This window comes from Paracidovorax wautersii, assembly GCF_900113035.1.
Classification (GTDB): domain Bacteria; phylum Pseudomonadota; class Gammaproteobacteria; order Burkholderiales; family Burkholderiaceae_C; genus Paracidovorax; species Paracidovorax wautersii.
On the sequence record NZ_FONX01000009.1, the window covers coordinates 173361 to 197571 of the forward strand.

32 protein-coding genes are annotated in these 24211 nt (G+C 62.2%); 24 read left to right on the forward strand and 8 right to left on the reverse strand.

Annotation, left to right across the window (positions count from 1 at the left end):
• Positions 1-13: 13 nt before the first annotated feature.
• The 8 genes from bamA (at position 14) to BM070_RS14635 (ending at position 7819) form a co-directional block, all read left to right on the forward strand.
• Positions 14-2311, forward strand: coding sequence for an outer membrane protein assembly factor BamA (bamA, locus tag BM070_RS14600; protein WP_092940149.1), 2298 nt, complete (start codon positions 14-16; stop codon positions 2309-2311).
• Positions 2311-2847, forward strand: coding sequence for an OmpH/Skp family outer membrane protein (locus BM070_RS14605; protein ID WP_092940150.1), 537 nt, complete (start codon positions 2311-2313; stop codon positions 2845-2847). The genes bamA and BM070_RS14605 overlap by 1 nt, the downstream gene beginning before the upstream one ends.
• Positions 2848-2874: 27 nt before the next feature.
• Entirely contained in the window at positions 2875-3858 is a 984-nt protein-coding gene (gene lpxD, locus BM070_RS14610; protein ID WP_092940151.1) for a UDP-3-O-(3-hydroxymyristoyl)glucosamine N-acyltransferase, read from the forward strand.
• 12 nt (positions 3859-3870) lie between these two features.
• Positions 3871-4311, forward strand: a complete 441-nt coding sequence (fabZ, locus tag BM070_RS14615; RefSeq protein ID WP_092940152.1) for a 3-hydroxyacyl-ACP dehydratase FabZ — start codon at positions 3871-3873, stop codon at positions 4309-4311.
• 20 nt (positions 4312-4331) lie between these two features.
• A complete protein-coding gene (lpxA, locus tag BM070_RS14620; RefSeq protein ID WP_092940153.1) occupies positions 4332-5120 on the forward strand; it encodes an acyl-ACP--UDP-N-acetylglucosamine O-acyltransferase in 789 nt (262 codons plus the stop codon).
• Between the two features lie 16 nt (positions 5121-5136).
• Entirely contained in the window at positions 5137-6303 is a 1167-nt protein-coding gene (gene lpxB, locus BM070_RS14625; RefSeq protein ID WP_092940154.1) for a lipid-A-disaccharide synthase, read from the forward strand.
• Positions 6272-6958 carry a ribonuclease HII gene (gene rnhB / locus BM070_RS14630; RefSeq protein WP_092940155.1) on the forward strand — a complete coding sequence of 229 codons (687 nt, stop codon included), beginning with the start codon at positions 6272-6274 and terminating at the stop codon, positions 6956-6958. Before lpxB ends, rnhB begins: the two co-directional genes overlap by 32 nt.
• A gap of 87 nt (positions 6959-7045) precedes the next feature.
• Positions 7046-7819 (forward strand): TrmH family RNA methyltransferase, encoded by a 774-nt coding sequence (locus BM070_RS14635; RefSeq protein ID WP_092940156.1) that lies wholly within the window; start codon positions 7046-7048, stop codon positions 7817-7819.
• A 47-nt stretch (positions 7820-7866) separates the two neighbouring features.
• Here the strand turns inward: BM070_RS14635 and BM070_RS14640 are convergent, their stop codons facing one another.
• Entirely contained in the window at positions 7867-8673 is an 807-nt protein-coding gene (locus tag BM070_RS14640) for a hypothetical protein (protein ID WP_092940157.1), read from the reverse strand.
• A gap of 428 nt (positions 8674-9101) precedes the next feature.
• Between BM070_RS14640 and BM070_RS14645 the strand changes: the two genes are divergently transcribed.
• Positions 9102-10457: a tyrosine-type recombinase/integrase gene (locus BM070_RS14645; protein WP_092940158.1), complete on the forward strand. Its 1356-nt coding sequence runs from the start codon at positions 9102-9104 to the stop codon at positions 10455-10457.
• Between the two features lie 199 nt (positions 10458-10656).
• Here the strand turns inward: BM070_RS14645 and BM070_RS14650 are convergent, their stop codons facing one another.
• The 3 genes from BM070_RS14650 to BM070_RS14660 form a co-directional block, all read right to left on the reverse strand.
• Complete coding sequence (locus tag BM070_RS14650) at positions 10657-11154, reverse strand: hypothetical protein (protein ID WP_092940159.1); 498 nt, start codon at positions 11152-11154, stop codon at positions 10657-10659.
• Between the two features lie 200 nt (positions 11155-11354).
• On the reverse strand, positions 11355-11795 hold the full coding sequence (locus BM070_RS14655; RefSeq protein WP_092940160.1) for a hypothetical protein: 441 nt from the start codon (positions 11793-11795) through the stop codon (positions 11355-11357).
• A 205-nt stretch (positions 11796-12000) separates the two neighbouring features.
• Positions 12001-14493: a hypothetical protein gene (locus BM070_RS14660; RefSeq protein ID WP_139222840.1), complete on the reverse strand. Its 2493-nt coding sequence runs from the start codon at positions 14491-14493 to the stop codon at positions 12001-12003.
• Positions 14494-14963: 470 nt separating this feature from the next.
• Here BM070_RS14660 and BM070_RS24290 point away from each other — a divergent pair, with 470 nt between their 5' ends.
• The 15 genes from BM070_RS24290 (at position 14964) to BM070_RS14730 (ending at position 21283) form a co-directional block, all read left to right on the forward strand.
• Positions 14964-15365 carry a hypothetical protein gene (locus tag BM070_RS24290; protein ID WP_139222841.1) on the forward strand — a complete coding sequence of 134 codons (402 nt, stop codon included), beginning with the start codon at positions 14964-14966 and terminating at the stop codon, positions 15363-15365.
• Positions 15366-15567: 202 nt separating this feature from the next.
• Positions 15568-15804 carry a hypothetical protein gene (locus BM070_RS14670; protein ID WP_092940163.1) on the forward strand — a complete coding sequence of 79 codons (237 nt, stop codon included), beginning with the start codon at positions 15568-15570 and terminating at the stop codon, positions 15802-15804.
• The gene (locus tag BM070_RS14675) at positions 15801-16058 is read left to right on the forward strand and encodes a hypothetical protein (protein ID WP_092940164.1); all 258 of its coding nucleotides are present in this window, start codon (positions 15801-15803) and stop codon (positions 16056-16058) included. The genes BM070_RS14670 and BM070_RS14675 overlap by 4 nt, the downstream gene beginning before the upstream one ends.
• A 370-nt stretch (positions 16059-16428) precedes the next feature.
• A complete protein-coding gene (locus BM070_RS14680; protein WP_092940165.1) occupies positions 16429-16905 on the forward strand; it encodes a hypothetical protein in 477 nt (158 codons plus the stop codon).
• Entirely contained in the window at positions 16902-17321 is a 420-nt protein-coding gene (locus BM070_RS14685) for a hypothetical protein (RefSeq protein ID WP_092940166.1), read from the forward strand. The genes BM070_RS14680 and BM070_RS14685 overlap by 4 nt, the downstream gene beginning before the upstream one ends.
• Entirely contained in the window at positions 17318-17698 is a 381-nt protein-coding gene (locus BM070_RS14690) for a hypothetical protein (protein ID WP_092940167.1), read from the forward strand. The genes BM070_RS14685 and BM070_RS14690 overlap by 4 nt, the downstream gene beginning before the upstream one ends.
• Positions 17695-17982 (forward strand): hypothetical protein, encoded by a 288-nt coding sequence (locus BM070_RS14695; protein ID WP_092940168.1) that lies wholly within the window; start codon positions 17695-17697, stop codon positions 17980-17982. Before BM070_RS14690 ends, BM070_RS14695 begins: the two co-directional genes overlap by 4 nt.
• Positions 17979-18362 carry a hypothetical protein gene (locus tag BM070_RS14700; protein WP_092940169.1) on the forward strand — a complete coding sequence of 128 codons (384 nt, stop codon included), beginning with the start codon at positions 17979-17981 and terminating at the stop codon, positions 18360-18362. The genes BM070_RS14695 and BM070_RS14700 overlap by 4 nt, the downstream gene beginning before the upstream one ends.
• A 175-nt stretch (positions 18363-18537) precedes the next feature.
• On the forward strand, positions 18538-18804 hold the full coding sequence (locus BM070_RS24295) for a hypothetical protein (RefSeq protein ID WP_139222843.1): 267 nt from the start codon (positions 18538-18540) through the stop codon (positions 18802-18804).
• The gene (locus BM070_RS14705) at positions 18801-19229 is read left to right on the forward strand and encodes a hypothetical protein (protein WP_092940170.1); all 429 of its coding nucleotides are present in this window, start codon (positions 18801-18803) and stop codon (positions 19227-19229) included. The genes BM070_RS24295 and BM070_RS14705 overlap by 4 nt, the downstream gene beginning before the upstream one ends.
• Positions 19226-19759, forward strand: a complete 534-nt coding sequence (locus BM070_RS14710) for a hypothetical protein (RefSeq protein ID WP_092940171.1) — start codon at positions 19226-19228, stop codon at positions 19757-19759. The genes BM070_RS14705 and BM070_RS14710 overlap by 4 nt, the downstream gene beginning before the upstream one ends.
• Positions 19760-19770: 11 nt before the next feature.
• Positions 19771-20076, forward strand: a complete 306-nt coding sequence (locus BM070_RS14715; RefSeq protein WP_139222844.1) for a hypothetical protein — start codon at positions 19771-19773, stop codon at positions 20074-20076.
• A 151-nt stretch (positions 20077-20227) separates the two neighbouring features.
• Positions 20228-20464, forward strand: coding sequence for a RusA family crossover junction endodeoxyribonuclease (locus tag BM070_RS14720; protein ID WP_092940173.1), 237 nt, complete (start codon positions 20228-20230; stop codon positions 20462-20464).
• The gene (locus BM070_RS14725) at positions 20461-20817 is read left to right on the forward strand and encodes a hypothetical protein (RefSeq protein WP_175518503.1); all 357 of its coding nucleotides are present in this window, start codon (positions 20461-20463) and stop codon (positions 20815-20817) included. Before BM070_RS14720 ends, BM070_RS14725 begins: the two co-directional genes overlap by 4 nt.
• Before the next feature lie 61 nt (positions 20818-20878).
• Entirely contained in the window at positions 20879-21283 is a 405-nt protein-coding gene (locus tag BM070_RS14730) for a hypothetical protein (RefSeq protein ID WP_139222846.1), read from the forward strand.
• A 192-nt stretch (positions 21284-21475) separates the two neighbouring features.
• Here BM070_RS14730 and BM070_RS14735 read toward each other — a convergent pair whose 3' ends face one another.
• From BM070_RS14735 to BM070_RS14750, 4 genes are all read right to left on the reverse strand, one after another.
• Positions 21476-21676: an antitoxin VbhA family protein gene (locus BM070_RS14735; RefSeq protein WP_092940176.1), complete on the reverse strand. Its 201-nt coding sequence runs from the start codon at positions 21674-21676 to the stop codon at positions 21476-21478.
• Positions 21677-21683: 7 nt separating this feature from the next.
• The gene (locus BM070_RS14740; RefSeq protein ID WP_175518504.1) at positions 21684-22289 is read right to left on the reverse strand and encodes a PIN domain-containing protein; all 606 of its coding nucleotides are present in this window, start codon (positions 22287-22289) and stop codon (positions 21684-21686) included.
• On the reverse strand, positions 22289-22972 hold the full coding sequence (locus tag BM070_RS14745; RefSeq protein WP_092940178.1) for a hypothetical protein: 684 nt from the start codon (positions 22970-22972) through the stop codon (positions 22289-22291). The genes BM070_RS14740 and BM070_RS14745 overlap by 1 nt, the downstream gene beginning before the upstream one ends.
• Positions 22973-23117: 145 nt before the next feature.
• Positions 23118-23885 (reverse strand): hypothetical protein, encoded by a 768-nt coding sequence (locus BM070_RS14750; RefSeq protein ID WP_139222847.1) that lies wholly within the window; start codon positions 23883-23885, stop codon positions 23118-23120.
• Positions 23886-24211: the final 326 nt, after the last annotated feature.

Sequence of the window (24211 nt, forward strand, 5' to 3'; positions counted from 1 at the left end):
TCAGCTTCTTTTCATGAAAAAACACATCAATCGCATGGGCGTGCGCAGAGCGGTGGCCGTGGCCGCCATGATCCTGTCCGCCAACGCCGCCTGGGCGCTGGAACCCTTCAAGGTGCAGGACATCCGCGTCGAGGGCCTGCAGCGCGTGGAGCCCGGAACGATCTTCGCATCCCTGCCGCTGCGCGTGGGCGACGACTACAACGACGAGAAGGGCGCTGCCGCCATCCGTGCGCTGTTCGCCCTGGGCCTGTTCAAGGATGTGCGCCTGGAGGCTTCCGGCAACGTGCTGGTGGTGGTGGTCGAAGAGCGCCCCACCATCGCCGATGTCGAGTTCGTCGGCACCAAGGAGTTCGACAAGGACACCCTCAAGAAGGCCATGCGCGACGTGGGCCTGGCCGAAGGCCGGCCCTACGACAAGGCACTGGCCGACCGCGCCGAGCAGGAGCTCAAGCGCCAGTACCTGAACAAGAGCCTCTACGGCGTCGATGTGGTGACCACGCTCACCCCCATCGAGCGCAACCGCGTGAACCTCACCTTCACCGTGACCGAAGGCGAGCCCGCGAAGATCAAGGACATCCGCATCGTCGGCGCCAAGGCCTTCAGCGAATCCACGCTCAAGGGCCTGTTCGATCAGGACACCGGCGGCTGGCTCAGCTGGTACACCAAGTCCGACCGCTACTCGCGCGCCAAGCTCAACGCCGACCTCGAAACCCTGCGCTCGTACTACCTGTCGCGCGGCTACCTCGAATTCCGCATCGAATCCACGCAGGTCGCCATCTCGCCCGACAAGCAGGACATCACCATCACGATCAACGTGAACGAAGGCCAGAAGTACGTGGTCTCCGGCGTCAAGCTGGAAGGCAACTACCTGGACCGCGACGACGAGTTCAAGTCGCTGGTCACCATCCGTCCGGGCGAGCCCTACAACGCGGACACGGTCGCCGAAACCACCAAGGCCTTCACCGACCACTTCGCCAACTTCGGCTTCGCGTTCGCGCGTGTCGAGGCCGTGCCCGAGATCGACCGCGAGAACAACCGCGTGGCCCTGGTGCTGCGTGCGGAACCGCAGCGCCGCGCCTATGTGCGCCGCATCAACGTGAGCGGCAACAACCGCACCCGCGACGAAGTCATCCGTCGCGAATTCCGCCAGTACGAGGCCTCCTGGTACGACGGCGACAAGATCAAGCTCTCGCGCGACCGGGTGGACCGCCTGGGCTACTTCACCGAAGTGAACGTCGAGACGCAGGAAGTCCCCGGCGCGCCCGATCAGGTCGATCTGGTCATCAATGTGGCCGAGAAGCCCACCGGCTCGCTGCAGCTGGGCGCGGGTTTCTCCAGCGCTGAAAAGGTCTCGCTGTCGTTCAGCATCAAGCAGGAAAACGTCTTCGGCTCGGGCAATTACCTGGGCGTGGACGTCAACACCAGCAAGTACCGCCGCACCCTGGTGTTCAGCACCACCGACCCGTACTTCACCAAGGACGGCGTCTCGCGCACGCTGGACCTGTACTACCGCACCGACAAGCCCTACGAAGACCAGGGCGGCAACTACAAGCTGGTCACGGCCGGCACAAGCGTGCGTTTCGGCGTGCCGTTCAGCGAGACCGACACCGTGTTCTTCGGCGGCGGCCTGGAGCGTACCGAGATCAAGGCCGGCACGAACATCCCGGCGGCCTACCTGGCTTACTCCGACACCTACGGCGCCACCAGCTACGCCGTGCCGCTCACCATCGGCTGGTCGCGCGACGACCGCGACAGCGCCCTGGCGCCCAATTCGGGCCGCTACCAGCGCGTGAACTCCGACTGGTCGGTGGCCGGCGATGCCCGCTACGTCCGCGCCAACTACCAGGTGCAGCAGTACCTGCCGCTGAACAAGAAGTTCACCGTCGCGCTCAATGGCGAACTGGGCTGGGGCTCCGGCCTGAACGGCCGTCCGTTCCCGGTGTTCAAGAACTACTACTCCGGTGGCCTGGGCTCCGTGCGCGGTTTCGACCAGGGCACGCTGGGTCCGCGCGACGTGACCGGCGCCTCGCTGGGCGGCCCCAAGAAGGTCACCCTGAACGCGGAGCTGATCGCGCCGTTCCCCGGCGCGGGCAACGACCGCACGCTGCGCGTCTTCACCTTTGTTGACGCTGGCAACGTCTATGGCGAAAACGACAAGGTGGATTTCAGCCAGATGCGGGTCTCCACGGGCCTGGGCCTGAGCTGGATATCCCCGCTCGGTCCGCTGCGCCTCGCCTATGCACAGCCGGTGCGCAAGTTCGCCGGCGATAGAATCCAGAAACTGCAATTCCAGATCGGAACGTCTTTCTAATGAAATCTCTTTCCCGCCATATTCCCCTGGTCCTCCTGCTGGGCACGCTGTCCGCTGCAGTGCCAGCCCATGCCGACGATTTCAAGGCCGGTTTCGTGAACACCGACCGCATCTTCCGCGAGGCCAATACCGCCAAGGCGGCACAGGCCAAGCTCGAGCAGGAGTTCTCCCGCCGCGAGAAGGATCTGGTCGATCAAGGCAACGCCCTGAAGGCTGCGACCGAGAAGTTCGAACGCGACGCGCCCACGATGGCCGAAAGCCAGCGTACCGCCCGCCAGCGCCAGCTGGTCGATCAGGACCGCGACTTCCAGCGCAAGCGCCGCGAATTCCAGGAAGACCTGAGCTCGCGCAAGAACGAGGAACTCAGCCAGGTGCTCGAGCGCGCCAACCGCGTGGTCAAGCAGGTTGCCGAGACCGAAAAGTACGACGTGATCCTCCAGGAAGCCGTGTACATCAACCCCAAGTACGACATCACCGACAAGGTGATCAAGGCCCTGAATGCCTCTTCGACTGGCAATGGCGCTGCAACCAAGTAATTCGGCCTGCAGGGCGGGTTTCCGCCCGTGAGCCTGACGCTTGGAAACATCGTCGATGCGCTGGGCGGGACACTGGAAGGGGCCGATGGCGGGGTGGAAATCCTGCGCATCGCGCCGCTCGACTCTGCGGGGCCGGGCGACCTCTCTTTCCTGAACAACCCGCGATACCAGCCGCAACTGGCCGCCTCCCGGGCGGCCTGTGTCATTGTGGCTCCCGCGATGCGGGAGGCCGCCTTGGCGCGCGGCGCGTGCATCGTGACCGACGAGCCCTACGTGTATTTCGCCCGGGCGACGCAGCTCTGGAAGCGTGAGCACGCCCCGCAGCAGCAGGGCGGCATCCATCCCTCTGCGGTGGTGGATGAAGCGGCCGACGTGCATCCGTCCGCCACCATCGGCCCGCTGTGCGTGGTCGAGCGCGGTGCGCGCATCGGCGCGCAGACGGTGCTGAAGTCGCGGGTGACGGTGGGGGAGGGCTGCCGCATCGGCGAGCGCTGCCTGATCCATCCCGGCGTCGTGATCGGCGCGGATGGCTTCGGCTTCGCGCCGCAGCGCGGCCAGTGGGTCAAGATCGAGCAGCTGGGGGCGGTGCGCATCGGCGACGATGTGGAAATCGGCGCCAATACCTGCATCGACCGCGGCGCGCTGGAAGACACGGTGATCGAAGAGGGCGTCAAGCTCGACAACCTGATCCAGATCGCGCACAACGTGCGCATCGGGCGGCATACGGCCATGGCCGGGTGTTCGGGTGTGGCGGGCAGCACGACCATCGGCGCGTATTGCACGATTGGCGGGGCGGCCTCGATCCTGGGACACCTGGAGCTGGCCGACCACGTGCATGTGTCCACCAATACGGTGGTCACCCATTCGCTCACACGGCCCGGCCATTACACCGGCGTGTACCCGATGGACGAAAATGCCAAGTGGGAAAAGAACGCGGCCACGCTTCGCAACTTGCACTCGCTGCGCGAACGTATCAAGGCCCTGGAAAAACAAACTCGAAAGGACGGCTAGGCCGCTCCAGCAATGATGGACATTCACCAAATTCTCAAGCTCCTGCCCCACCGTTATCCGTTTCTTCTGGTGGACCGGGTGGTCGAGCTCGAACGGGGCAAGCGCATTCGTGCGCTCAAGAACGTGACCATCAACGAGCCCTTCTTCACGGGGCATTTCCCGGCGCGCCCGGTCATGCCCGGCGTGCTGATCCTCGAAGCGCTGGCCCAGGCCGCCGGCCTGCTGTCGTTCGACATGATGGGCGAGGCGCCCGGCGACGACAAGGTGTTCTATTTCGTGGGCATCGACGGCGCGCGTTTCAAGCGCCCCGTGGAGCCGGGCGACCAGCTGCTGCTGGACGTCGATCTCGACCGCATCAAGGGCGGCATCTACAAGTTCAAGGGCGTGGCCCGCGTGGGTGACAGCGTGGCCTGCGAAGCCGAGATCATGTGCACGATGCGTTCTGTCGTCTGACGGGCTGAGGCGGCGGGTAAGTGAGCAACATCCATTCCACAGCCATCGTCGATCCGGCGGCGTGCATCGATGATTCCGTGAGCATCGGGCCGTATGCGGTCATCGGGCCGCACGTCTCGATCGCGGCGGGGACCTCGGTGGGCCCGCATTGCGTGATCGAAGGCCGCACGACCATCGGGCGCGACAACCGGATCTTCCAGTTCGCCTCGCTGGGCGCGGCACCGCAGGACAAGAAATACGCCGGCGAGCCCACGGAACTGGTCATCGGCGACCGCAACACCATCCGCGAGTTCTGCACGTTCAACACCGGCACGACGCAGGACCGGTCGGTGACCACCGTCGGCGACGACAACTGGATCATGGCCTACGTGCATATCGCGCACGACTGCGTGGTGGGCAACCACACCGTGCTGGCCAACAACGCGACGCTCGCCGGCCACGTCACCGTGGGCCATCACGCCATCATCGGCGGCCTGACGGGCATCCACCAGTTCACGCATGTCGGTGCCCATGTGATGGCCGGCTTCGCCAGCCATATCTCGCAGGACGTGCCGCCTTTCATGATGGTGGACGGCAATCCGCTCGCCGTGCGGGGCCTGAACGTGGAGGGCTTGCGCCGGCGCGGCTTCTCGGCCGAGCGCATCGCGGCGATCAAGCAGGCGCACCGCGTGCTCTACCGCCAGGGCTTGACGCTGGACGCTGCACTGAAGGCGCTGGAGGCGCTGCCGGCCGAGCACCCTGAAGCCGCAGGCGACATCGCCTTGCTGCGGGATTTCATCGCATCCTCCACGCGCGGCATTGCGCGCTGACCGGGTGCGCGCAGCCATGCAAGATACACCTCGCATCGCGATGGTGGCCGGCGAGACGTCCGGCGACCTGTTGGCCGGCCTGCTGCTCGACGGGCTGCGCGAGAAGTGGCCCGGCCTCGCGGCCCAGGGCATCGGCGGCCCGCAGATGCAACGGCGCGGCTTCGAGGCCTGGTGGCCTAGCGAACGCCTGGCCGTGCACGGCTACAGCATCGAGCTGGTGCGCAAGCTGCTGGGCATCCTGGCGATCCGCAAGCAGCTGCGCCAGCGCCTTGAGGCGCCGGGTGCGCGACCCGATGTGTTCATCGGCGTCGATGCACCCGATTTCAACCTTGGCCTGGAAGCCGCGCTGCGCGAAGGCGGCGTGAAGACGGTGCACTTCGTCTGCCCGTCGATCTGGGCATGGCGGGCCGATCGCGTGGAGAAGATCCGCCGCAGCGCCGACCATGTGCTGTGCATCTTCCCGTTCGAGCCCGAACTGCTGGCCCGCCACGGCATCGCCGCGACCTACGTGGGGCATCCGCTCGCCAATGTGATCCCGATGGAGCCCGATCGCCTGGCCGCTCGCGCCCAGCTGGGCCTGGCGGCGCACGATGAGGTGCTGGCCGTGCTGCCGGGCAGCCGCTCGGCCGAGGTCGCCTACATCGCAAAACCCTTCTTTCAGGCGGCAGCCCTGCTTCTGCGCGCGCGGCCTGCTATCAAGATCGTAGTGCCCGCCGTGCCGGCCCTGCATGCACGCATCGAAGCCATCGCCCGCGAATGCGGCGTGGCCGGTGCGGTGCAGATCGTCGCCGGGCAGTCGCACACCGTGCTGGCCGCCTGCGACTGCACCCTGATCGCGAGCGGCACGGCCACGCTGGAGGCCGCGCTCTTCAAGCGCCCCATGGTCATCGGCTACCACATGCACCCGATCAGCTGGCGGCTGATGCGCCGCAAGCAGCTGCAGCCCTGGGTGGGCCTGCCCAACATCCTGTGCCGCGACTTCGTCGTGCCCGAGCTGCTGCAGGATGCCGCCACGCCCGAGGCGCTGGCCGCCGCCGTGCAGCGCTGGCTCGACGCGCCCGCGCAGGAGCCCGCCGTGTTGCAGTCGCTGCAGCAGCGGTTCACCGCGCTGCACGAAAGCCTGCGCCGCGACACCCCCCGATTGGCCGCCGATGCGATCCAGAAAATCCTTGCCGCTGCCTGAGCAGTGCGCCTTGCCGTGGCACCCGCCGGGCCTCGTCGCCGGCGTGGACGAGGCTGGGCGCGGCCCGCTGGCCGGGCCCGTGGTGGCGGCCGCGGTCATCCTGGACGAGCTCAACCCCATCGCCGGTCTGGCCGACTCCAAGGTCCTCACCGCCGCGCGCCGCGAGGCGCTCTACGACGAGATCCGCGCCAAGGCGCTGTGCTGCAGCGTGGCCGAGGCCAGCGTCGATGAGATCGACGGCATCAACATCCTGCAGGCCACGATGCTCGCCATGCGCCGCGCCGTCCAGGGCCTGCGCCTGCGGCCCGTGCTGGTGCTGGTGGACGGCAACCGCATTCCGCCGCTCGACGTGCCTGCCGAGGCCATCGTCAAGGGCGATGCGCTGGTGCAGGCCATTTCGGCTGCCTCGATCCTCGCCAAGGTGGAGCGCGACCGCTGGTGTGCCCAACTGCACGAACGCTATCCGCAGTACGGCTTCGCGGCGCACAAGGGTTACGGCACGGCCGAGCACATGGAGGCACTGCGCGCACATGGCGTCTGCCCGGAGCACCGCCGCTCGTTCGCTCCGGTGGCGCGGGCACTGGCGGCTTCCGCCGACCGCATCGCCCCGCAGGCGCCGGCACAGCAGCCTTGCGCACAGCCGGCGCACGCATGACTCCGTTGATCGCCGACCTGGCTCTTGGCGCCGTCGGCAGTCCTTTCCGAATGCCAGCCCGCTTCTTCGACTGATTCCCTCCATCGCATGACCGCTCCGCTGATCCCCATCCGTTCCCGCGACAACGCCTTCGTCAAGGACTTGCGGCGCCTGGCGCAGGACAGCACGGCCTACCGCAAGCAGGGCCGTCTCTGGCTGGAGGGCGACCATCTCTGCCGCGCCGCGCTGGAACGCGGCCAGCGGCCGGCCATTGCCGTCTTTGCCGAGTCTTTCTGGCCTGCAGCCCAGCATGAATATGGGCAGGCTGCTATTAAAAACATAGTGATCGACGATGCCCTCTGGGCCGACGTCAGCGGGCTGGAGTCGCCCGCACGCATGGGCTTCGTGCTGGAACTGCCACCGGCGCAGGCCGTGCAGCCGGGCCTGGCCACAGTGGTGCTGGACCGGCTGCAGGACGCCGGCAACGTGGGCTCCATCCTGCGCAGCGCCTCGGCCTTCGGCTTCGGGCAGATCGCTGCGCTCAAGGGCACGGCGGCGCTCTGGAGCGCCAAGGTGCTGCGGGCCGGCATGGGCGCGCATTTCGCGCTGCGGCTGGTCGAAGGGCTGGAGCCGGCCGACATCGACACGCTGGAGCTGCCGCTGCTGGCGACCAGCTCGCACCAGGGCAGCTATCTGCACCAGGCGGCGCTGCCCTGGCCCTGCGGCTGGATCATGGGCCACGAAGGGCAGGGCGTGTCGGCCGCGCTGCAGGAGCGGGCCACGCAGCACATCCGCATCGTCCAGCCGGGCGGGGAGGAGTCGCTGAACGTCGGCGCCGCTGCCGCCATCTGCCTGCACGCCAGCGCTGCTGCGCGCCACTGACGGCGGCCTTCAGCGCTCCGATGGGCGCTGAGAACGTGGTCACGTTCTTACTGGTTGCGCAGGAACTGCTGCACGAATTCGCCCTGGTTGGGCGCGTCTTCCTGCGTGGTGAAGACCAGCTGCCGGCCTTCGGCGCGCAGCTTCAGCTCGGGCCCGAACCGGCAGCTGATCTGGCCCAGGTCGGCCGCCTTGGTCTTGAAGGCCGGCGTGGCGTTGCACAGGGCGCCCAGCTGCGCGGCCACTTCGCCGCAGTAGCCCGCGATGCTTAGGGCCTTGAACTGCTGCTCGGAGATAGACGACCAGTCCACCGTGGTCTTCACCTGGCTGCCGCAGGATTCGCTGGCGGTTTCATCCTTGCGCTGCAGCGCGGCCTTGGCCTGCGCGATGCTCTTGTCCTTGTCGAAGCGGGCCAGCAGGTTCTGCACGCCTTCGCGGTTCTGCTGTTCGTAAGTGGACAGCAGGGCTGCCGGCTGCAGCGCCTTGCTCTTCTTTTCGTCGTAGCTCAGCGCGATGCCGTCGCGCTGCCCAGGCAGGTAGGCCAGGGTCTGGTCGCTGCCGTAGGCGCCGCGCTGCTTCTGCACCAGCGTGTAGGGGCGGCCATCCAGCGGAGTGACGAAGGCTTCCGATCCGTTGCCGCGCTGCTCGCGCTGGGCCAGCAGCACCACCGCATCGATGGGGTGGTTCACGCCGGTCACCCGCACCAGCGCCTCCTTGCCGTCGCGGCTCGGGGCGAGGGCCACTTCCAGGCCCTGCGGGCCGCTGAACACCTGCGGATACTTGGCCAGTTCGAACGCCGAAGCGCCACACGAAACGAATGCCGCGCAGCACAGCGCGACGGAAGCCTTGATGAACATGCGAATCCAACTCCTCTAAGGCATCCCGAAGGACGATGCCGGAAGTCTAGCCGGATGCATGGCGGCAGCTTGTAGGAGGCCTTGGACCGTGCTTCGGCGACCCGCCTGGGCGTCGCCGCAAAGGGCAGGGCCTGCCGGTAGGCGCGGGAATGGATAGGGCCGCGACCGCCCATGAAAAAAGCCCTGACTCTTGCGAATCAGGGCTTTTTTGACTGGTGCCGGAGAGATGAATCGAACACCCGACCTTCTCATTACGAATGAAAAGTTTCCGGTGTTGATCGGTGTTGTTTTGGAGGCCTTTCAGAGGCATTTCTCCTGTGAGGGGACGATTCTAGGTGAACTAATGTTTGGATCGCGTTGATCGGCGTCGCTCAAATTTCCTTACCTTGGCCTTACCTTGAGGGGCCAAGGTAAGAGATGATCGAGGCATGACTAATAAAGTGAAGTTGTCGGTCAAGCGCATCGCTGACCTCCGCCCCGTGGACGACAAGAACCCAGGGTTCCTGATCGATGCCGACACGCCCAACCTGTACGTTCGCATTCGGCCCCGTGGCAAGCCAGCGTTCCTCTTTGTTGGTTCAATGGCTGGCAAAGCAGTGAACCTGGTGATCGGCAACACCCAGACCTGGACGATCCCAGCGGCACAAGAAGAAGCGCGCAGGATGCGCACGCTCATCGACCGAGGGATCCATCCGAAGCTGGAGCGCGAAGATCGGGAGGCCGAGACTGCGAAGGCCATTGCGGCGAAGTCGCGGATCGAGATCACTGTCGGAGAGGTGTGGGAGGCCTACATCGCCAGAGGTGTCGGCAAGAGGGGCAGGCCATGGGCGCCGACGTATCTGCGATCGCTGAAATCAGCCATGCACGAAGGCGGCGAGATGTTCCCGCGCTGTGGAGAAAGGCGCACAGTTCAAGGGCCGCTGTTCGTTGCCCGCGACATTCCAATCGGTGAATTCGACGATGACGCCCTGGCCGACATCCTGGGCGACGAGCTCGACAGGATTGGAGAACGATTCCGCGGCGAGCCCGGCGTGAACCCGCCTGGGTACGCCGTCGTGAACAAGGCGGCCGAGAGCCTGAGCGGGATGTTTCGCTGGGCATCGCGAGAGCGCGAGTACAAAAGCCTGATCAATGGAAACCCTGCGCGGTCACCGACTGTGCAAGACAACCTGCCATCTAAAACCGGCGTGCGCCGGCTGGATTTCGTCGAGATCGTGCAGCTCGAAAAGTTCTTTGAAGGCGTGTCGAAGCTGCCCAATCGCACGATGGCCGGCTACTTGACAGGGCTCCTGATCACCGGCGCACGGCGTCAAGAGCTTGCAGCTTTGAAGTGGTCCGACATCGACTTCGATTTGAAGAAACTCACGATCGCTGACAAAAGCACGCAGACGCTTCACCGCACTCGTGAAATTCCGCTCGCGCAATGGTTCGAGGCCGTTATCAAAAGCATGCCAAAAGTCGACCAGAACCCGTACGTCTTCGCAGCTCCGCGATCGAAACTCGGGTACGTGCAAGATGCCCGCAAGTCGCTCGCGCCTGTGATTGAGCACGCAAAAATCAAGCACCTGACCCCCCATGGCCTGCGACGCACTTTCTCGTTGGTGGGCGAAGCGGCTCGGTGCCCATCGGGGGCCGTTGAGCAGATCATGGGCCACTCGGTCAGCAGCATGGAGGAGCACTACAAACCCCGCCGAATCGATGCCTTGCGCGAGGAGCTGGTGCGGCTCGAAGAGTTCGTGCGGGAGAAGGCGAAGCTTCCGGCCCTTGAAGTCGAAGCGGTTTAAAGAGAGGCTTTGCCGTCCAGGACATTCTGCAGATCGGCAATCGCCCACATCCTGCGGCCCGAGGGTCCAAGGGTCGACTGGATCGGCCCGGTCTGGTGGCTCGACCAGCGCCGAAGCGTCTGTGGCTGAAGACCAAGAATTTGCGCCGCGACCACGTTCGACACGTGTGTTGAGAACTGGAAAAGTTCGGCCAGGCGCTTCACTTCGACAGCGGGCGCTTGTTGTCCTCGAGGTCCGTATACGACGTCTTTGGCACGCGCTTTCGTGGGATCTTCTTGACGACTCTTCCAGTCGCTTCGAGCAGCCTGTGATCCTCTGGCGTTGGCTGCATCGTCGCCGCGTCCAGCACCATCGGCTTGTCTTCTGGTAGCGACTGAAGGTGGCCGATGAACATCCGAAGAGCTGCTTCGACGATCAGGTATTGCCGCGTGCCGGTCACCTCGAGCTCCTCGAGATCTCTCCAGATCGTCGGCCTGATTCTCATCAGCGTCGCGCCCCGACCGTCCATGCTCGATCGTCCCGTGATGATCAGTTTTGGCTTGCGGCCTGGAGGCACCTGCATCGACTCCAGAGTCTTGATGGCACCGTTGCTCACCTTCGGCGATGCAAGCTCCCTCAGCTCTTTCTGAGCCGCTTCCCGGGCCACCTTGGCGAGGTACGCGGCGTTGCCCCGACTCTTCTGCTCGACTTCCGCCATTGCATTCCTCATACACGTCTAGAGAGGTATGAGTGTAGTTACTCTTCGAGTTTTCGCCAAAAAGCGAAACTCGCAATGCAGCGATCATCAGCCGATCTCGGGTAATTTTCAGCGGGTGTTTCGGCGCCGAAACACCAGGACCTTTCGAGCCAGAAAAGGAGCGACTGAAATCAGCACGCGGATCGTCGAAGCGCATTTTGTTAGCCTCGCTTTCCCGGTATCCGCGTCTGAAAAAAGTCTGAGATGTCTGTCAGGTCAGTCACCTCCGACTCTCTTCCTGGCCAAACCGGCTCACCTTTTTTCACACGGCGATTGACGTTCTTGCCTTCGACTTTTCGCGCTTCGGCTTCTTCAAGCTCCTTGAGGTCCTCGGCAGTCGGGTTGAACTTCGACGCAAGAATGGGAATGCGCGGAACCTTGCTTTTCTCAAGGTCCTCGCAGAGCTCCAGGAGCGCTTGTTCAATCAGCAAGTAGATAGGGCCCAGAGCCACGGCCTGCACGCGCTTGAGCGTCGAGGGGCGGATCTTCACAAGCATGTTGTGCCGGCCCTTCGTCGAGACGCTGCTGCCGACGATGGCCAACTTTGGCGGGTTGTCGGACTTGATCGCCGCAAGAATGTCTGCGGCAGAAATGCGGGCCATGGAGGGAACCTTTTCGTGTTCGGAACTGATCCGTTATTGTATCTTTAAAGACTTCGGAAACAGCAAAAATAGTTGCATGTAACGCGCTCTGAGATTAGAATTACGTCATCGTTGGAGTGCTTTCGACGAACAGCAGTTGGACCGCTTACCCAGCTGCACAAAACCCCGGCGCCTCACGGCGACCGGGGTTTCTTTTTGCCACGGCTCAAGCGGCCGCTTGCTTTTCGGTGGCGTTTTCGGATTTCGATTTCGCAACCGGGTCGCCGTGGACAGCGATCGTGGCTGCGCGGACGATGCGGGCTTCTTCGGCTTCGTCGATCTCTTCCAGCGTGAGCACAACGAAGCGCTCGCCGGTCGTGCGGTTCTCGTCACCGCCAACAGGCGTGAAAGTCTGAGCGCCTTGGGCCTTCAACCTGGCGGACTCAACTCGCAGTTCGGCAGTCTTGATCGACATCTTGTTGTCCGTGCGCGGGTCGTTCAGCAATGCGCGCATCAAGTCTTCGTTTTGCCACTGCGTGCCTTTGAAAAGTTCACGAAGGCCGGCACGCTTCGGGAAGAATCGGATCTCCATCGAGCCGCGGTGTCCACTCGGCTGTACGCTCATGCCCATCACTGCGAGAGCGGCAATGGCGTTGGCTTTCGAAGCCCCTTCGCCATGGCGGGCAACGTGCCACAGATCCAACATCGTGCAGGGCAGCGTTCCCTGGGCCAGGCACTTCGGTGGCACTTGCATGTGCGAGATGTGCTCAATGATTCCGGTGCTTCGTTGGGCTTCTTCGATGTTGGCCAGGTCTTCTGCGAAGTCGAAGTTTGCGAGCCAGGTGGCCGCCGTGTCCTTGTCGAGCACGTCGTCGTGCAGGGCGGTGAAAGATGCAGCGATGCAAGGCGCAAGCGTGTCGCTCGCTCGGCTGTCCGAAGCAAAGGCGATCTTCACCTGCTCGAGGTTTAGCAAATAGCGATCATTCGAGCGAATCATGCGCATGAACAGCTTGCGACCCATCTCTTCCGCGGCCAGGAACCTGCCCGCCTTTGGATTGGGCACGAGCGGGTGCGGCTTCAGGCCTTTGTCTGTGAACTTCTCCAGCTTCACAACGAACATACGCGTCACCTCTGACGCTTTGAGGTCGGGGAATTTGTTGGAGGCCAACATCGCTTGAGCTTTGATGGCGTGCTCAACAACATTACCTGGCGAAGATCCGCGCTTCTCAACGCCGCCTTTCGCTGCTTTTCGAAGGTTTGCCATCATCTTCCGGAACTCGCCTTGACCGCCTTCTTCAGACTCTGCTTCGTCCCAAAACCATCCGAGCGAACTCATGCCGCCGCCCTGACGCATGCCCGCTTCGCTGCCGCCAACCACGGCATCGCACGCTTCACCCAGCAGTGATTTCGAATACAGCATCAGCGTCGACTTTCCGCCCGAAGGCAGGCCGGTCAGAAGGAGCCAACCGCGCCATTCGTTCGCGCCCGCGGTGTAAGTGTTCACCGTGTGCCCGAAAACCTTCAAGGCATCTCCGCGCTTGGTGTAGTTGTAGCGCTTGAAAAACTCAAACGCCGTGTGAGCTTCTTCGGCGGTGGCCTCGGGTGTATCCGGGGTGATGCCGAGGTCTCGCCCCGCGACGTAGATCGCGTCGCCGTCCAGGCGCTTGGCAAGACTGCCATCTGCGTGAAAGGCGATCTTGCTGTTGATGACCAGCTTGCCTTCGCTGTTACGCCAGACCCCATCGCCGAAAACGTGATCGCGTCGGAAATCGCCAAGCTCCTGGCATCGCGCGCTGATGTCCAGGCCCAGGGCGAGCGTGTCGATGGTTTCGGACTTCGTCTCGGCCGAAACTTTCAAGTAGTTTGAGCGCAGAAAGCCGGCGCCCACAGCGTTGGCCATGCTTGACCACTTGGTCAGATCGTTCGGCGACAGGTCGATGATCTTGTTCCGGCTCAGCGAAAAAATGGTGCAGTTGTCGCCGCTGAAACCGAGCGGGACGAACCCGCCGCCTGTCCGGGAACGGCTGGTTTCATCGCGCTTCTCACGGACCTTCTTTGAGATAGAGGAGCTGACGACCGCCGACGAGCGCTGCTTCAGCCATACGCCGAGGGTGACTTCTTCGCCCTCTTTGAGCTTGAAGCTCTCTGCAGACGGGCACGTGACCACAACCACAGGCGAATTGGGCTTTGCGGCTTTGAAGGCCTTTTCCAAGGCGCGGATGGCGTCGTTGCCAGCCGACTTGGTGCCGTCACGCACGAGCACAAGGGTCCGGTCCCCCAGGAGCTTCAGCAGGCCCTCGGGCACACCCGTGGACGCCGCGGCAAGGGCAACACAAGGAAGACCCTGGGCATCGGCTGCAACCGCGTCGAGCATCGAGGCAGCCACCAACAGGCGATCTTCGAAGGCGAGGTTCGACTTGAAGCCAGGGGGCTGGTACAGCCCTCCCTGGAAGCTTGCGCGCGGGGTTGGCACGTCGCCATCGAAGGTGATGCCCGCAACCGCCGCGGCGATCGAGTCGATGCCAATCTTTCGCAGGGCGGCTTCTTCGTAGTTTTTGTATGCGGGAACCGTCTCGACCATGACAGTGCCGTCGGGCGTGACATTAACCGATGACGACGGGATCAACTTGCAGCCACCGTCGTCGACGAGCGGGGTCGGGGCCACTTTCAAAGAGGCATCAGTGACGAGGGAAGAGAGTTTCGCGTTTTTGACTTGCATGGAGTGCTTTCCGTGTTATGGGGTGCTTAATCCCTGCCGCCAGGACGGCGACATGCACTAATGTATCTTGAAAAACAAAACTGTCAACAGAAATTTGGGGCTTGAACACCCATTATTTCCAACCTGGACCAAACCAGACAAAGGCTGTCTTGGGAGTTGTCTTGTTTTCCATGCGTTTAAGCCGTTGTTTTGATTGGATAAATTCGAATCCAGACAAACAAGACAAACCCGACAAGGAAAAACACCCTATGACTCCTTTCCTCCGTCACCGATCCCTCCTTGTGATTTCTCTCTCCTCTTGGTAAACGTTGTCTTGTTTGTCTTGTTTGTCTGGGAACGAGTTAAGTCATTGATTTATATATAAAATCTTCCAAGACAGCTTGCCAGACAAATTGCCAGACAGGAATCAACTGTCTAAAAAACAGGCAGCACGGTAGAATTGTAGTTGCACTCTCGCAAGGAGCGACCGCATGATGACCGCACAAACAACTGAAAGCCAGCCAGCTGCTTGGAAGCCTGGTGATGAAAAGCACCGCATCGTTTACGAGCGTGTGCTGGCCGGCGACTCTTGGAAGAGCGCGTGCGAGAACGTCGGTGTGTCGTTCGCCGCGGCTCAGTTCATGTACAGGAAGCGCGGGTTTCCTTCTCCTCGCCGAACAAACATCGAGCCTGTTGGTGGACGGGATGCTGCGGCAGAGCGTGCCTACTCACGAGCTCTTGCCGGTGAAGTTGCTGCCGTCGTTTCAAAGGCTGAGGGCATCGGCTATCAATACCTCCGCCGGTGGTGTGCCAAGAACGGGAGGGTGGCGCCTCGGACAAGCCTGCGCACCGTTGAAGCGGAAATCAAGGCGATGTTTGGCACCGCCGCGTGAAGCCGATGAAAGACATCGAGCCAGTCGGGTTCGCGCGGCGCCATGCTGACTTCGTCGCCGTCCACCGGCGCGTGTGGGCGGCGAACTGCCGTCGATCGCTGCGCCAGCCCAAGGCGTCTCCCGCTCTGGGTACCTCCGCTGGCGCCTTCGGCACGGCATTGACTCTCAACCCAGGGCGATCCCATGCTCAGTCTTCAAATCTGTGGAACGCGAGATCCGCGAGAGCACTACCAGGTCGATCTGTGCTCGCTTCGGGGTCAACCCGGATACCTACTGGAATCGCCGAGCGGTGGTCTCCGAGGATCTGCTGGAAGGCATCTTGCGCGTGCACCGCGTTGTGCGCAAAAGGCTGACCACCGACCAAATCTGCGCCAAGTACGGCATCACCACGCCTCAGCTTTATTGCTGGCGGAAAGCAACGGGCGGGATTGCGCCGTGAATCCAACCGAGGCAGGTGGTCTGTTCCGCCGCCTCAAGTCGAAGCCCTCAATCAGGGCACTCATCACCGAATTCTTCCCCGGCGTGGATGTCACCGATTTCCACGAGTTCACCTCGTTCTTGCTGGCTTTCGATTCGATCGCCCAAACGCTCGACGACCTGGCCAGAGGGCCCGGCGCCAGGTACTACGCCAAGTCTTTGGACTGGATCAACGAGAGCGAAGCGCCGCTTCCTTTCGATCTGGTCTGCGGCTAGCTCGAGCTGAACCCGCGGCAAGCTCGTCAGAGCATTGCGGACATGTTCCCCGGCCTTGAGGCGCGTGGACCTCTGCGCATCGTCCGTTCCAACCACAGCGCCAAGCATGGGATTTATGGGGCCTGTGGCCAGTTCCCCTGAGTTCAGACTTTAGATTGGTCGAGCTCCGACCAGGAGTTTTGATTGCTCAGGCTGACCTACGCCAACGCAAACTATTTTTGGCTCACCCTCAAAAAGACCGCACAAACAAATCTGCAATAAGATACAATAGAGTCATCGGCAGGAAACAGACCTGCACGACAGCAAGCCCCGAGTAAGGGGAGGCGTCCTCCAACTGAAAAGTTGGACCTGCCCACGGCGAATCCGCGCCGTGGGCTACTTCGAAATCTACGAAGAGACGCCAATGAAACAACTTGCTGACATTCAATTCGAGCCATTCCTGCCCACGCTGCTCTGCACGCTGGAAGACTCTTTCGACAACGTCGAACACGCTCACCGAGCCCTCTCCGCCCGCGCGGACCACGACCACGCGTTCAAGTACGACTTCGCCGAGTTCGGCGCCGAGTTTTTCCGCGGAGGCGACAAGGTCAGCATCGACACGCTGTTGATCGTCTGGCTTCTGGACCTGAGCTTGTCCACCCAGTACAGCCCCGGCCACGCTGACGTCCTCTCCGGCGCCGCAAAGGCATACGACATCGTGCCCGGTGGCCAAGCGCTCCAAGACGCGATCGGTGACTTCAAGACCGAATACGCCTGCGCCAACGAGTCCCGCAAGGCCGTGTTCCTGCAAGCTCACGCCGAACGCATCCAGGCCGTGGTGGCTGAGCTCCAAGGAGCATCGGCATGAGCTTCCTCACCAGCATCCCCCTGAGCCACTCGTCGCTCGTCCGCACGTGCCTGGCCGCTGGCGTCGTGTTCCCTGACGCCACGCCGCCGATCTCCATGGGCGACCTTGTCGTTGCCAACGCTGTCTACCAGCACGCCGGCACTGACGACTTCATCAACCCGCTCCCCGAGCGCGACTTTTCCGCGATCGTGATCGCGTACTTCACCAAGAACCCTGAGCGCCTGAGCCTCGAGGCCATGCGCGCGGCCTTCGTCCTGTTCTTGTGGGACGCAAGCAACCGCCGCCAGCACCCGCGGCTCGACAAGCTGAACGAACTCTGGTCCATGGCCGAGGCGGACGCGCAGAACGCGTTCTTGCAGTTGTTCGTCGAACAGTGCGTCTGGATTCGCCGCCAGGCTGCAGGAGAGTTCAAATGAGCACCACGACCCTCTCAAAGCGCGATCAGCGCACCCTGAAAGTCGCGCTCGAGGCTCTCAAGATCACCGGCCTGCAGATCTGCAAAGCGATCGAGGCCAGCGGCCAGGACGTGGTCCGGTTTGATGATCTGGCCGGGCTGATTCGCAACAAGCCACCTCAGACGGTCATCGACCTGAGCGTGGTTTATGTGGCGATTGGCATGGCTGTGACCAAGGGCCTGATCCGCGATCCGGGTGAGAACGTGCCCGACGAGTCGTATCAGCACGCCTACGAGCTCACAGACGCCGGCCGCTTCATCCTCCGAACGTTCGACACCGGTCCCAAGGCGCACTCGATCCTGGCCGACATCGAAGCAGAAATGGCGGGTGCGGCATGAACCAGCGCCTCCAAATCTGCCAAGAGGTCGAAGCCGCCGGTGAGGCTGGCCTAAAAGGCATCACTGCGAACCCGCGCTTCCGAAGCATCTCCCAGCGCGCAAAAGCTGTGATTCTTCAAGACGCGGTCGATGAAGGCCTGATCGAAGGCTTCCGAATCCTCCAGGCGCACCACTATTTCCGCCTGACCGAGGCTGGTCGTTTCTATCTCCAGACCGCCATGACAGGCCCCAAGGCGCACTCGATCCTTGACGAGATCGAAGCAGAAATGGCGGGTGACGCATGAACCGCAAGCAATGGCGCGCCAACCGAATTATTGCAATCGACCTGGAACGGATCGAGCTGTCCAAGCAGATCACCAATCTTGAGATCTGCAACCGGTTTCACGAGGCCGATCTCAACTTCATAAGTCTTCGCGAATGCGGAAACGCCTTCCATGGCCATGCTGGAAAAGTCGTTTTGCACGCGATGGCGCGGGCCAGGGACGAGGGCCTCATCGTCAGCTGCATTTTTGAGCACCACGGGCATTACGGAGAGCTCGCTGGACTTGTCCCGGGCTACCGACTCACTGACGCCGGCCGGCACATCGCAACGACCTCCGTCACCGGCAAATCCGCTCGCGAAACCCTCGACGAAATCGAAGCAGAAATGGCAGGCCAAGCATGAAGGTAGTCGCTCATCTCCCAGCGCAGCACACCACCGGCTGCCCTGCTTGGGACCACTGGCCCTGCAACTGTGGTGCTCGGCCCATTCCGCTCGTGCGATTGGATGAAGCCGAGGCCGCGTGCGACGACGTTGCCAATCGCGCGATCGCAGTGTTCGCAGAAACGGCAGGCCAAGCATGAACAACGAAAAGCGTGAGTTCATGAGGTTCGATGCGCCAGCAGGCATGCCCATCCTGCATCTTGATGTTGAAGTTCCCCGCGGTGTTGGGACCCTCGACTTCGACTTCGATGTGTTCGTCTCAAGCCGCCAACTGGTCCGCGTCGCACCGAAGCAGGTCCGTCGGCCAAAGCGTCGCTCGAAGGGCGGCCGGACAACGGGCAACCCTAGCATTGCGAGCGTGTTCTGTTGGATGCCGATCGATCGGAAGGGTGGCACGGCATGAACCTCATCATCAAACAGGGCTCCGCCATGCCCGACATGTTCGCGCAGCACCTGATCACGCGTGTTTTCCACGAAGGCGAAGAGATCTTCGCATTCGCAGAGGGACTCCCCCTTGACGAAGTCGAGACCCTCATCGGCGCCGATTTTGCGAATTGCGCCATCGAGATTTCTTCGATTTCGGGAAAGGTTTCGCTGACGGAAGAGGAGCGACACACCCGCCTGTGCAGGGCCACGCTGCATTTCCTGATGCGCAAGGTGTGTGATCAGTTCTTCGCGTCACCGCACTTCGATCGCGCAGTCATGTCCTCGGGGCTGGAGGTGACCCTTCAGCAAGAGATCTTTGGCGAGCGTGGTGGCGTGAAGGACCCGCGGTCGTGGGTGACTGCGAAGCCGTGGCTTCGGAAGCGGAAAGGCGGTGCAGCGTGAACGACGACATGGGAAAGCACTACAAGCCTGTCCGGGTGGGCCGGCAGATCGATGACGCCACCGGCATCGAGACGACGACCATCCGCTTCGAAGACCAGCGGATCTACTGCTGTTCGGAGATCACGCCAGTGTCAGATCCACAGACAGTGAAGACCGGCTACCTTTCGATGGAGCGCTACTACCACCCCCGTGGGTGGGTGCAGGCCACCGACGAGGAGATCCGCCAGCACGAGGCCGAGGTCGAGCACCAGCGCCAGCTCAAGGAAGAGCAGGAACGCATTTACGACGCCGCAGACATCACGCTCACGGATCTGCTGGCAACGTCGACGAACCTGTTTGCGGTGACGAAGAAGCGCGGTGTCTGCGACGACGAAGAGTGTCACGAATTCGAAATTCCGTTGGCGGTGTTCGAGTCCGAGGCCGAAGCTGAAGCCGCGTGCCTCACGTTCGCGGAAGCGCGTGCGCATCACGACAGTGACGTGTTCGAAGTCAAGCCGCTGCCGTTTTTCAAGAGGGGCAGTGCTCGATGAGCGCGCTTCTGATGGCCATCTTGCTGGTCGGCCTCGAGATTGGGTTCATCGTTGCCGCCCAGGAGGCCTACAGCGGCTTCAGGCGCGCTGTCGGGCCCCAGGCCCTGACGCTGCCCGGTAACTGCCTGGTGTGCTCAGTGCTGGCATGGGCTGTCGACCCTCGCCACACGAAGGTTTGCCGGATGCGCAACCGTCACGGTCGCTGGCACCTGTACTGGACGCGACACGGTCAGCGCTTTGAGTTCCACGCGCCGGGTCGGTCCACCAAGACCTATCTCCAGAACGCGCTGTACCTCGGCCGCGTGCGGTCGTTCTGAGGATCATCGTGAGCTACACCTTGACCCTTCCGTACCCCGTGAGCACAAACGTGATGTGGCGCCACTTTCCCGGCCGCCCGGTGCTCTCGGCCAAAGGCCGCGAATACAAGGCCCTGGCAGCCCAGCTGGCGCTTGATGCAGGCATCACCCCATCGAAGGCGATGTGCGCCTGGAGGTGGTTCTGCACGCGAAGAAGACCAAGAAGGCCACCGGCAAGCGCCCGCGGTGCATCGACCTGTCCAACTCGCTCAAAGTGGCGGAGGACAGCCTCATCGGCATCGCGTTCACCGACGACGCCCAGACCCGTTCGATCGCGATGGCATACGGCGAGCCGGTTCCTGGCGGCGCTTTGGTGATCACCGTTTCCTCGCTGAAAGACGTCCAATGATGAATCCCGAGAAGTTGGCTGCTTCCGACGCTGGCGCGCCAAGAAGGGCATCAAGCCTTCACCCGCGGAAATGTATCGACTTCGGAATGGGGAATGAAATGAAAGTCCGCGAACTGATCAAAGCGCTCAAGGCCTACGACCCTGAGCTTCCCGTGGTGATGTTTGATCTCGAATTGGGCGGATGCATCGAGATCAACGCACCCGAATTGACCAAGGCGCTGGCCCCTCTTGAGCCAAAGACACCGGGAGATCTGTGCCTCGAAATCCCCGGATGGGGCTTTCAGCGGCCTGACGAGGTTGCCAAGTCCGTCGAAATCGACGTTGTCAAGATCTTCGAATACTCGATCGTATGAACGACTTCGAATCAACGTTGGCGGGGCTCCCGGCATACTTCGTTGAACAGCGGAGATGATCTTGAACCACGAAAACCCCATCTCAGTCGCTCGGTACTACTCGGACAAAGCTAAGGCTCAGCGCGAGTTCGATTCTCGGCGCCTGTCCGAGCACGAAGTCCTGCTGATCGTCCAGAGCGCCACGGATGGGGAAGCAAGCGCTCAGGACCTGTTGAAGGTTCTTTACCCAGGCCGCAAAGCCTTCAACTTCGCTCACCATCACATTGCCGAGATGGCGTTTTCCCGCATCGGTGATAAGGGACTGCTCAAAACTTTTCGGGTGCAGCGCTTGCCGACGAAGAAAAGGGGGCCTCCCATTCTTGAGTCTCGGTGGTGCCTCACGGACACCGGCCAACACAACCTGATGACCCGCGCCACCGGCTCCAAAGCGCGCGACATCCTGGAACAAATCGAGGCCGGGGAGTGAACGACTTCGAATCTGAGGTGGCGGAAGCCCACACTGCGTTCCTTGAGGCCGGGCACGCTTGGGCTCAGCCGCGCAAACCCACGGAAACGGAAAGGCTCGAAGCCGCCAGGCTGCCTGTGGAATGGATCTCCGCCCCGAAGCCGGCGATCGATCAGCGGACGGTGCGGATCGGGTGCATCGACCGATTGGCCATCAGGTTCGCTTCGCTGGAGAGGATGGCAGGCCGGGCTTGAGAAACTCGGCCAGGTCGATTTCCCCGTCGACGTAGCGTTGCGCGTGCGCTTCATGCGCTTCGGAGATTTTGAAACCGGAGAGGCCGATGTTGCCGCGAGCGACGTCGACTGCCTTGCGACGGCGTGCTTTTTCGGCTTCGGAGATCGTGCCGGTCCGCATGCGCAGATCAGTCCGTTTTCGGGACTTGCGCTGGCGCTGGCGGGGTGGGGACCACGGTCAGTGGGGCTGGCCTGAAGTTGAGCCGACGCCCCTTGGACACCGGCGCAATCAGCGTCAGTTGCTTCGCGCTCTCGGGCAATTCGAGGTCTTGGATGCGCTTGGCTTCGAGCCTCAACCTGATCGCCTGCGTGCGAACACCTTCGTCGCGCGAAATGATCATCTTGGCGCCGTGCGCCAGACCGATCGCCACGATCTGTCGGTCGACCTTAATTTTTTGGTACGGCTCTTCGGAGCCGGCACGCTTGCCGCCGGGTCCAGCCAGCGCTTCGCGTTCCATCTTGGCCAGCTCCTGGGCTGCCCCGCGATCGAAGTCGGCCACGAAGACCGTGGACTTTCGCTCGAGCTCCTCGAGGAACGCAACGCTGGCGGCGTCGGCCTTCACGAGGAATTCGCTGATCGAGATCATCGGGAAGATAATTCTGACCTTCAGCTTGTCGACCTCAGAAATGAAGTGATCGATGCGGGCACGGTCGCTGGCGGTCGTGTCTTTCTTCGTGATGTACGAAATGATGAAGTTGGAGTCAACGACGATGCAACGAGGCAGAGGACTCATCAGTGGATGCCTCGAATGTTGTCCCATGTGGCAAGAGGGTCCTGAAGTTCGTTCCAGCCATTGCCTGGAATCCGCGCAACGCGCTCAAGAATGGTGCTGAATGGGGTGTCGTCGAGCGGCTGAAAGCTCTGCACGACGCATTTGTTGACCTCCGGGGACCATCCGTTCTCGGTGCGAATCCAAGTGCCGCGGGCAACTAATCGCACAGTTCCGAGCTTGAAAAGCTTGAGCAAGTCACGGGCGAGCTGGTCGTCTTTAACGATCAGCTTCAGATCTCGATCGAAGAAGTCCCGGATGTGGAGGTGCATGGTGTCATCGACACCGATCAAGCCCGTCACCACGCCGTCGACCTTGCTCTCTTGGAACAGGCGCTCAGTGTCTTCGTCGGCATCGGGCTTGATGCCGAAGATCACGTGGATTACGTTGTCTCGCGCATCCAAAATCTCGGCTTTAGGGATGCCGTCTTCTCCCATCATTTGCTCGAGCTTCGCCAGGTGCTTACCGGGCCTGCTGCTGGGCTTCGACTTCGCCTCCACGATCCTGGCATGCGAGTAATGCTCTCGTTCGGGGGCCACCGCAGCGCCGTACCCAACGCTCAGATTCCTGATGCCCTTGAACCGAGGCTTGTTCTCGTCGCCGAGCAGCTCCGCAAATTCAGTGATGTACTCACCGATCCGACTCATGGGGACGCCACTCGCCTTGCGATTTGGGATTCGCAGAGTGAATGAGTACCGGGTCTTGGGCATCCCCTAATGTAACCGTGGGAGGTGCTTTCCGCAGCGGCAGAAACCCGGGCCTCTGTTACACATTTTCAGTAGAGCTGAGAAACTACTCCACCCCAAGACGGCAACTAATGTCTGGATTCTTGTTGCCCGACAATGACTTGAGATCATCGCCAATTTCTATTTTCAGTAGATCTAATGTACAGACCCTTTGGCCTGTTACATGAAACGGGTCACTTCCGACCAGGAACAGCAGGGCGACAAAGATGAGGCCTGCACCCCATTTCAGCGAGGTCCGGAGCTTCTCAACGTTGACGGTCAGAGCAACGACAGCGGCGGCCACGGGGTCGGCTGGGATCAGTGCGGGAGCCGGGATTTCCGTGTTCGTTTCGTCTTCGGAGGCGTAAGGGTCCGGCCCTGGAGGGGGTGCGATTGCGTGGAGAGTGTTCCTCGCGAAGATGCTGCTCACGTAGCCTTTGGCCAACTTGGCCGATCCGAGCGTCTCGCTCGGATCGGCCGGCCTCAAGAACAGGTTCTCCGCGCGAGTTCCGGGCGCCATCGGGTGATGCGAGGTGTAGCCTTTGAGGCTGACCACCAAGTGCATGCGCGACGCCTTGCATTCACCGACTGCGGAAAAAAGAAGATCAAAGGCGGCCTTGTGCAGGTACATCGAGACATACCACCAGTCTGGCGAGCCGCGCTCCCAGTCGGCGCGGCTGAATCCAATGTTCGAGTGACCCAGCCTGGCCTCCTCCGGGTCCAAGGCCGCCAGCACCACCACAGCGTCTCCATCGTCACGGGCAACCATTTCGCCGCCAGTTGAATTGGATTCAGCCGACACGGTAATCGACTGATCCCTGAGTAGCAGTTCCACTGCTGCTTCTACGGTAAGTGGCCGGGCGAGCCCATTCGTGGCCGAGCGCGGTGGGGATACAGCCCTCCCGGCAAGCCGACCTTCTGCTTCACGGATGTACCAAGAATCGCTCCGGGTCACCAAGCCGCGATACGGCGGGCTTTTGCGGACGTCTGCTTTGCAGCGAGGCCGTGTGATAACGCACGGAGAACTTACCTCGCAGCAGCGCTACTCCGGCCCACAGTGGCTTACTCGGATTGGCCGAGCCTGCGATTCGTCTGAGGGGTCTTTGAGGTACCTTCGGACGGCCGATTCCCGCTTACAGCGACCCTTTCGGGCGGCCTAGG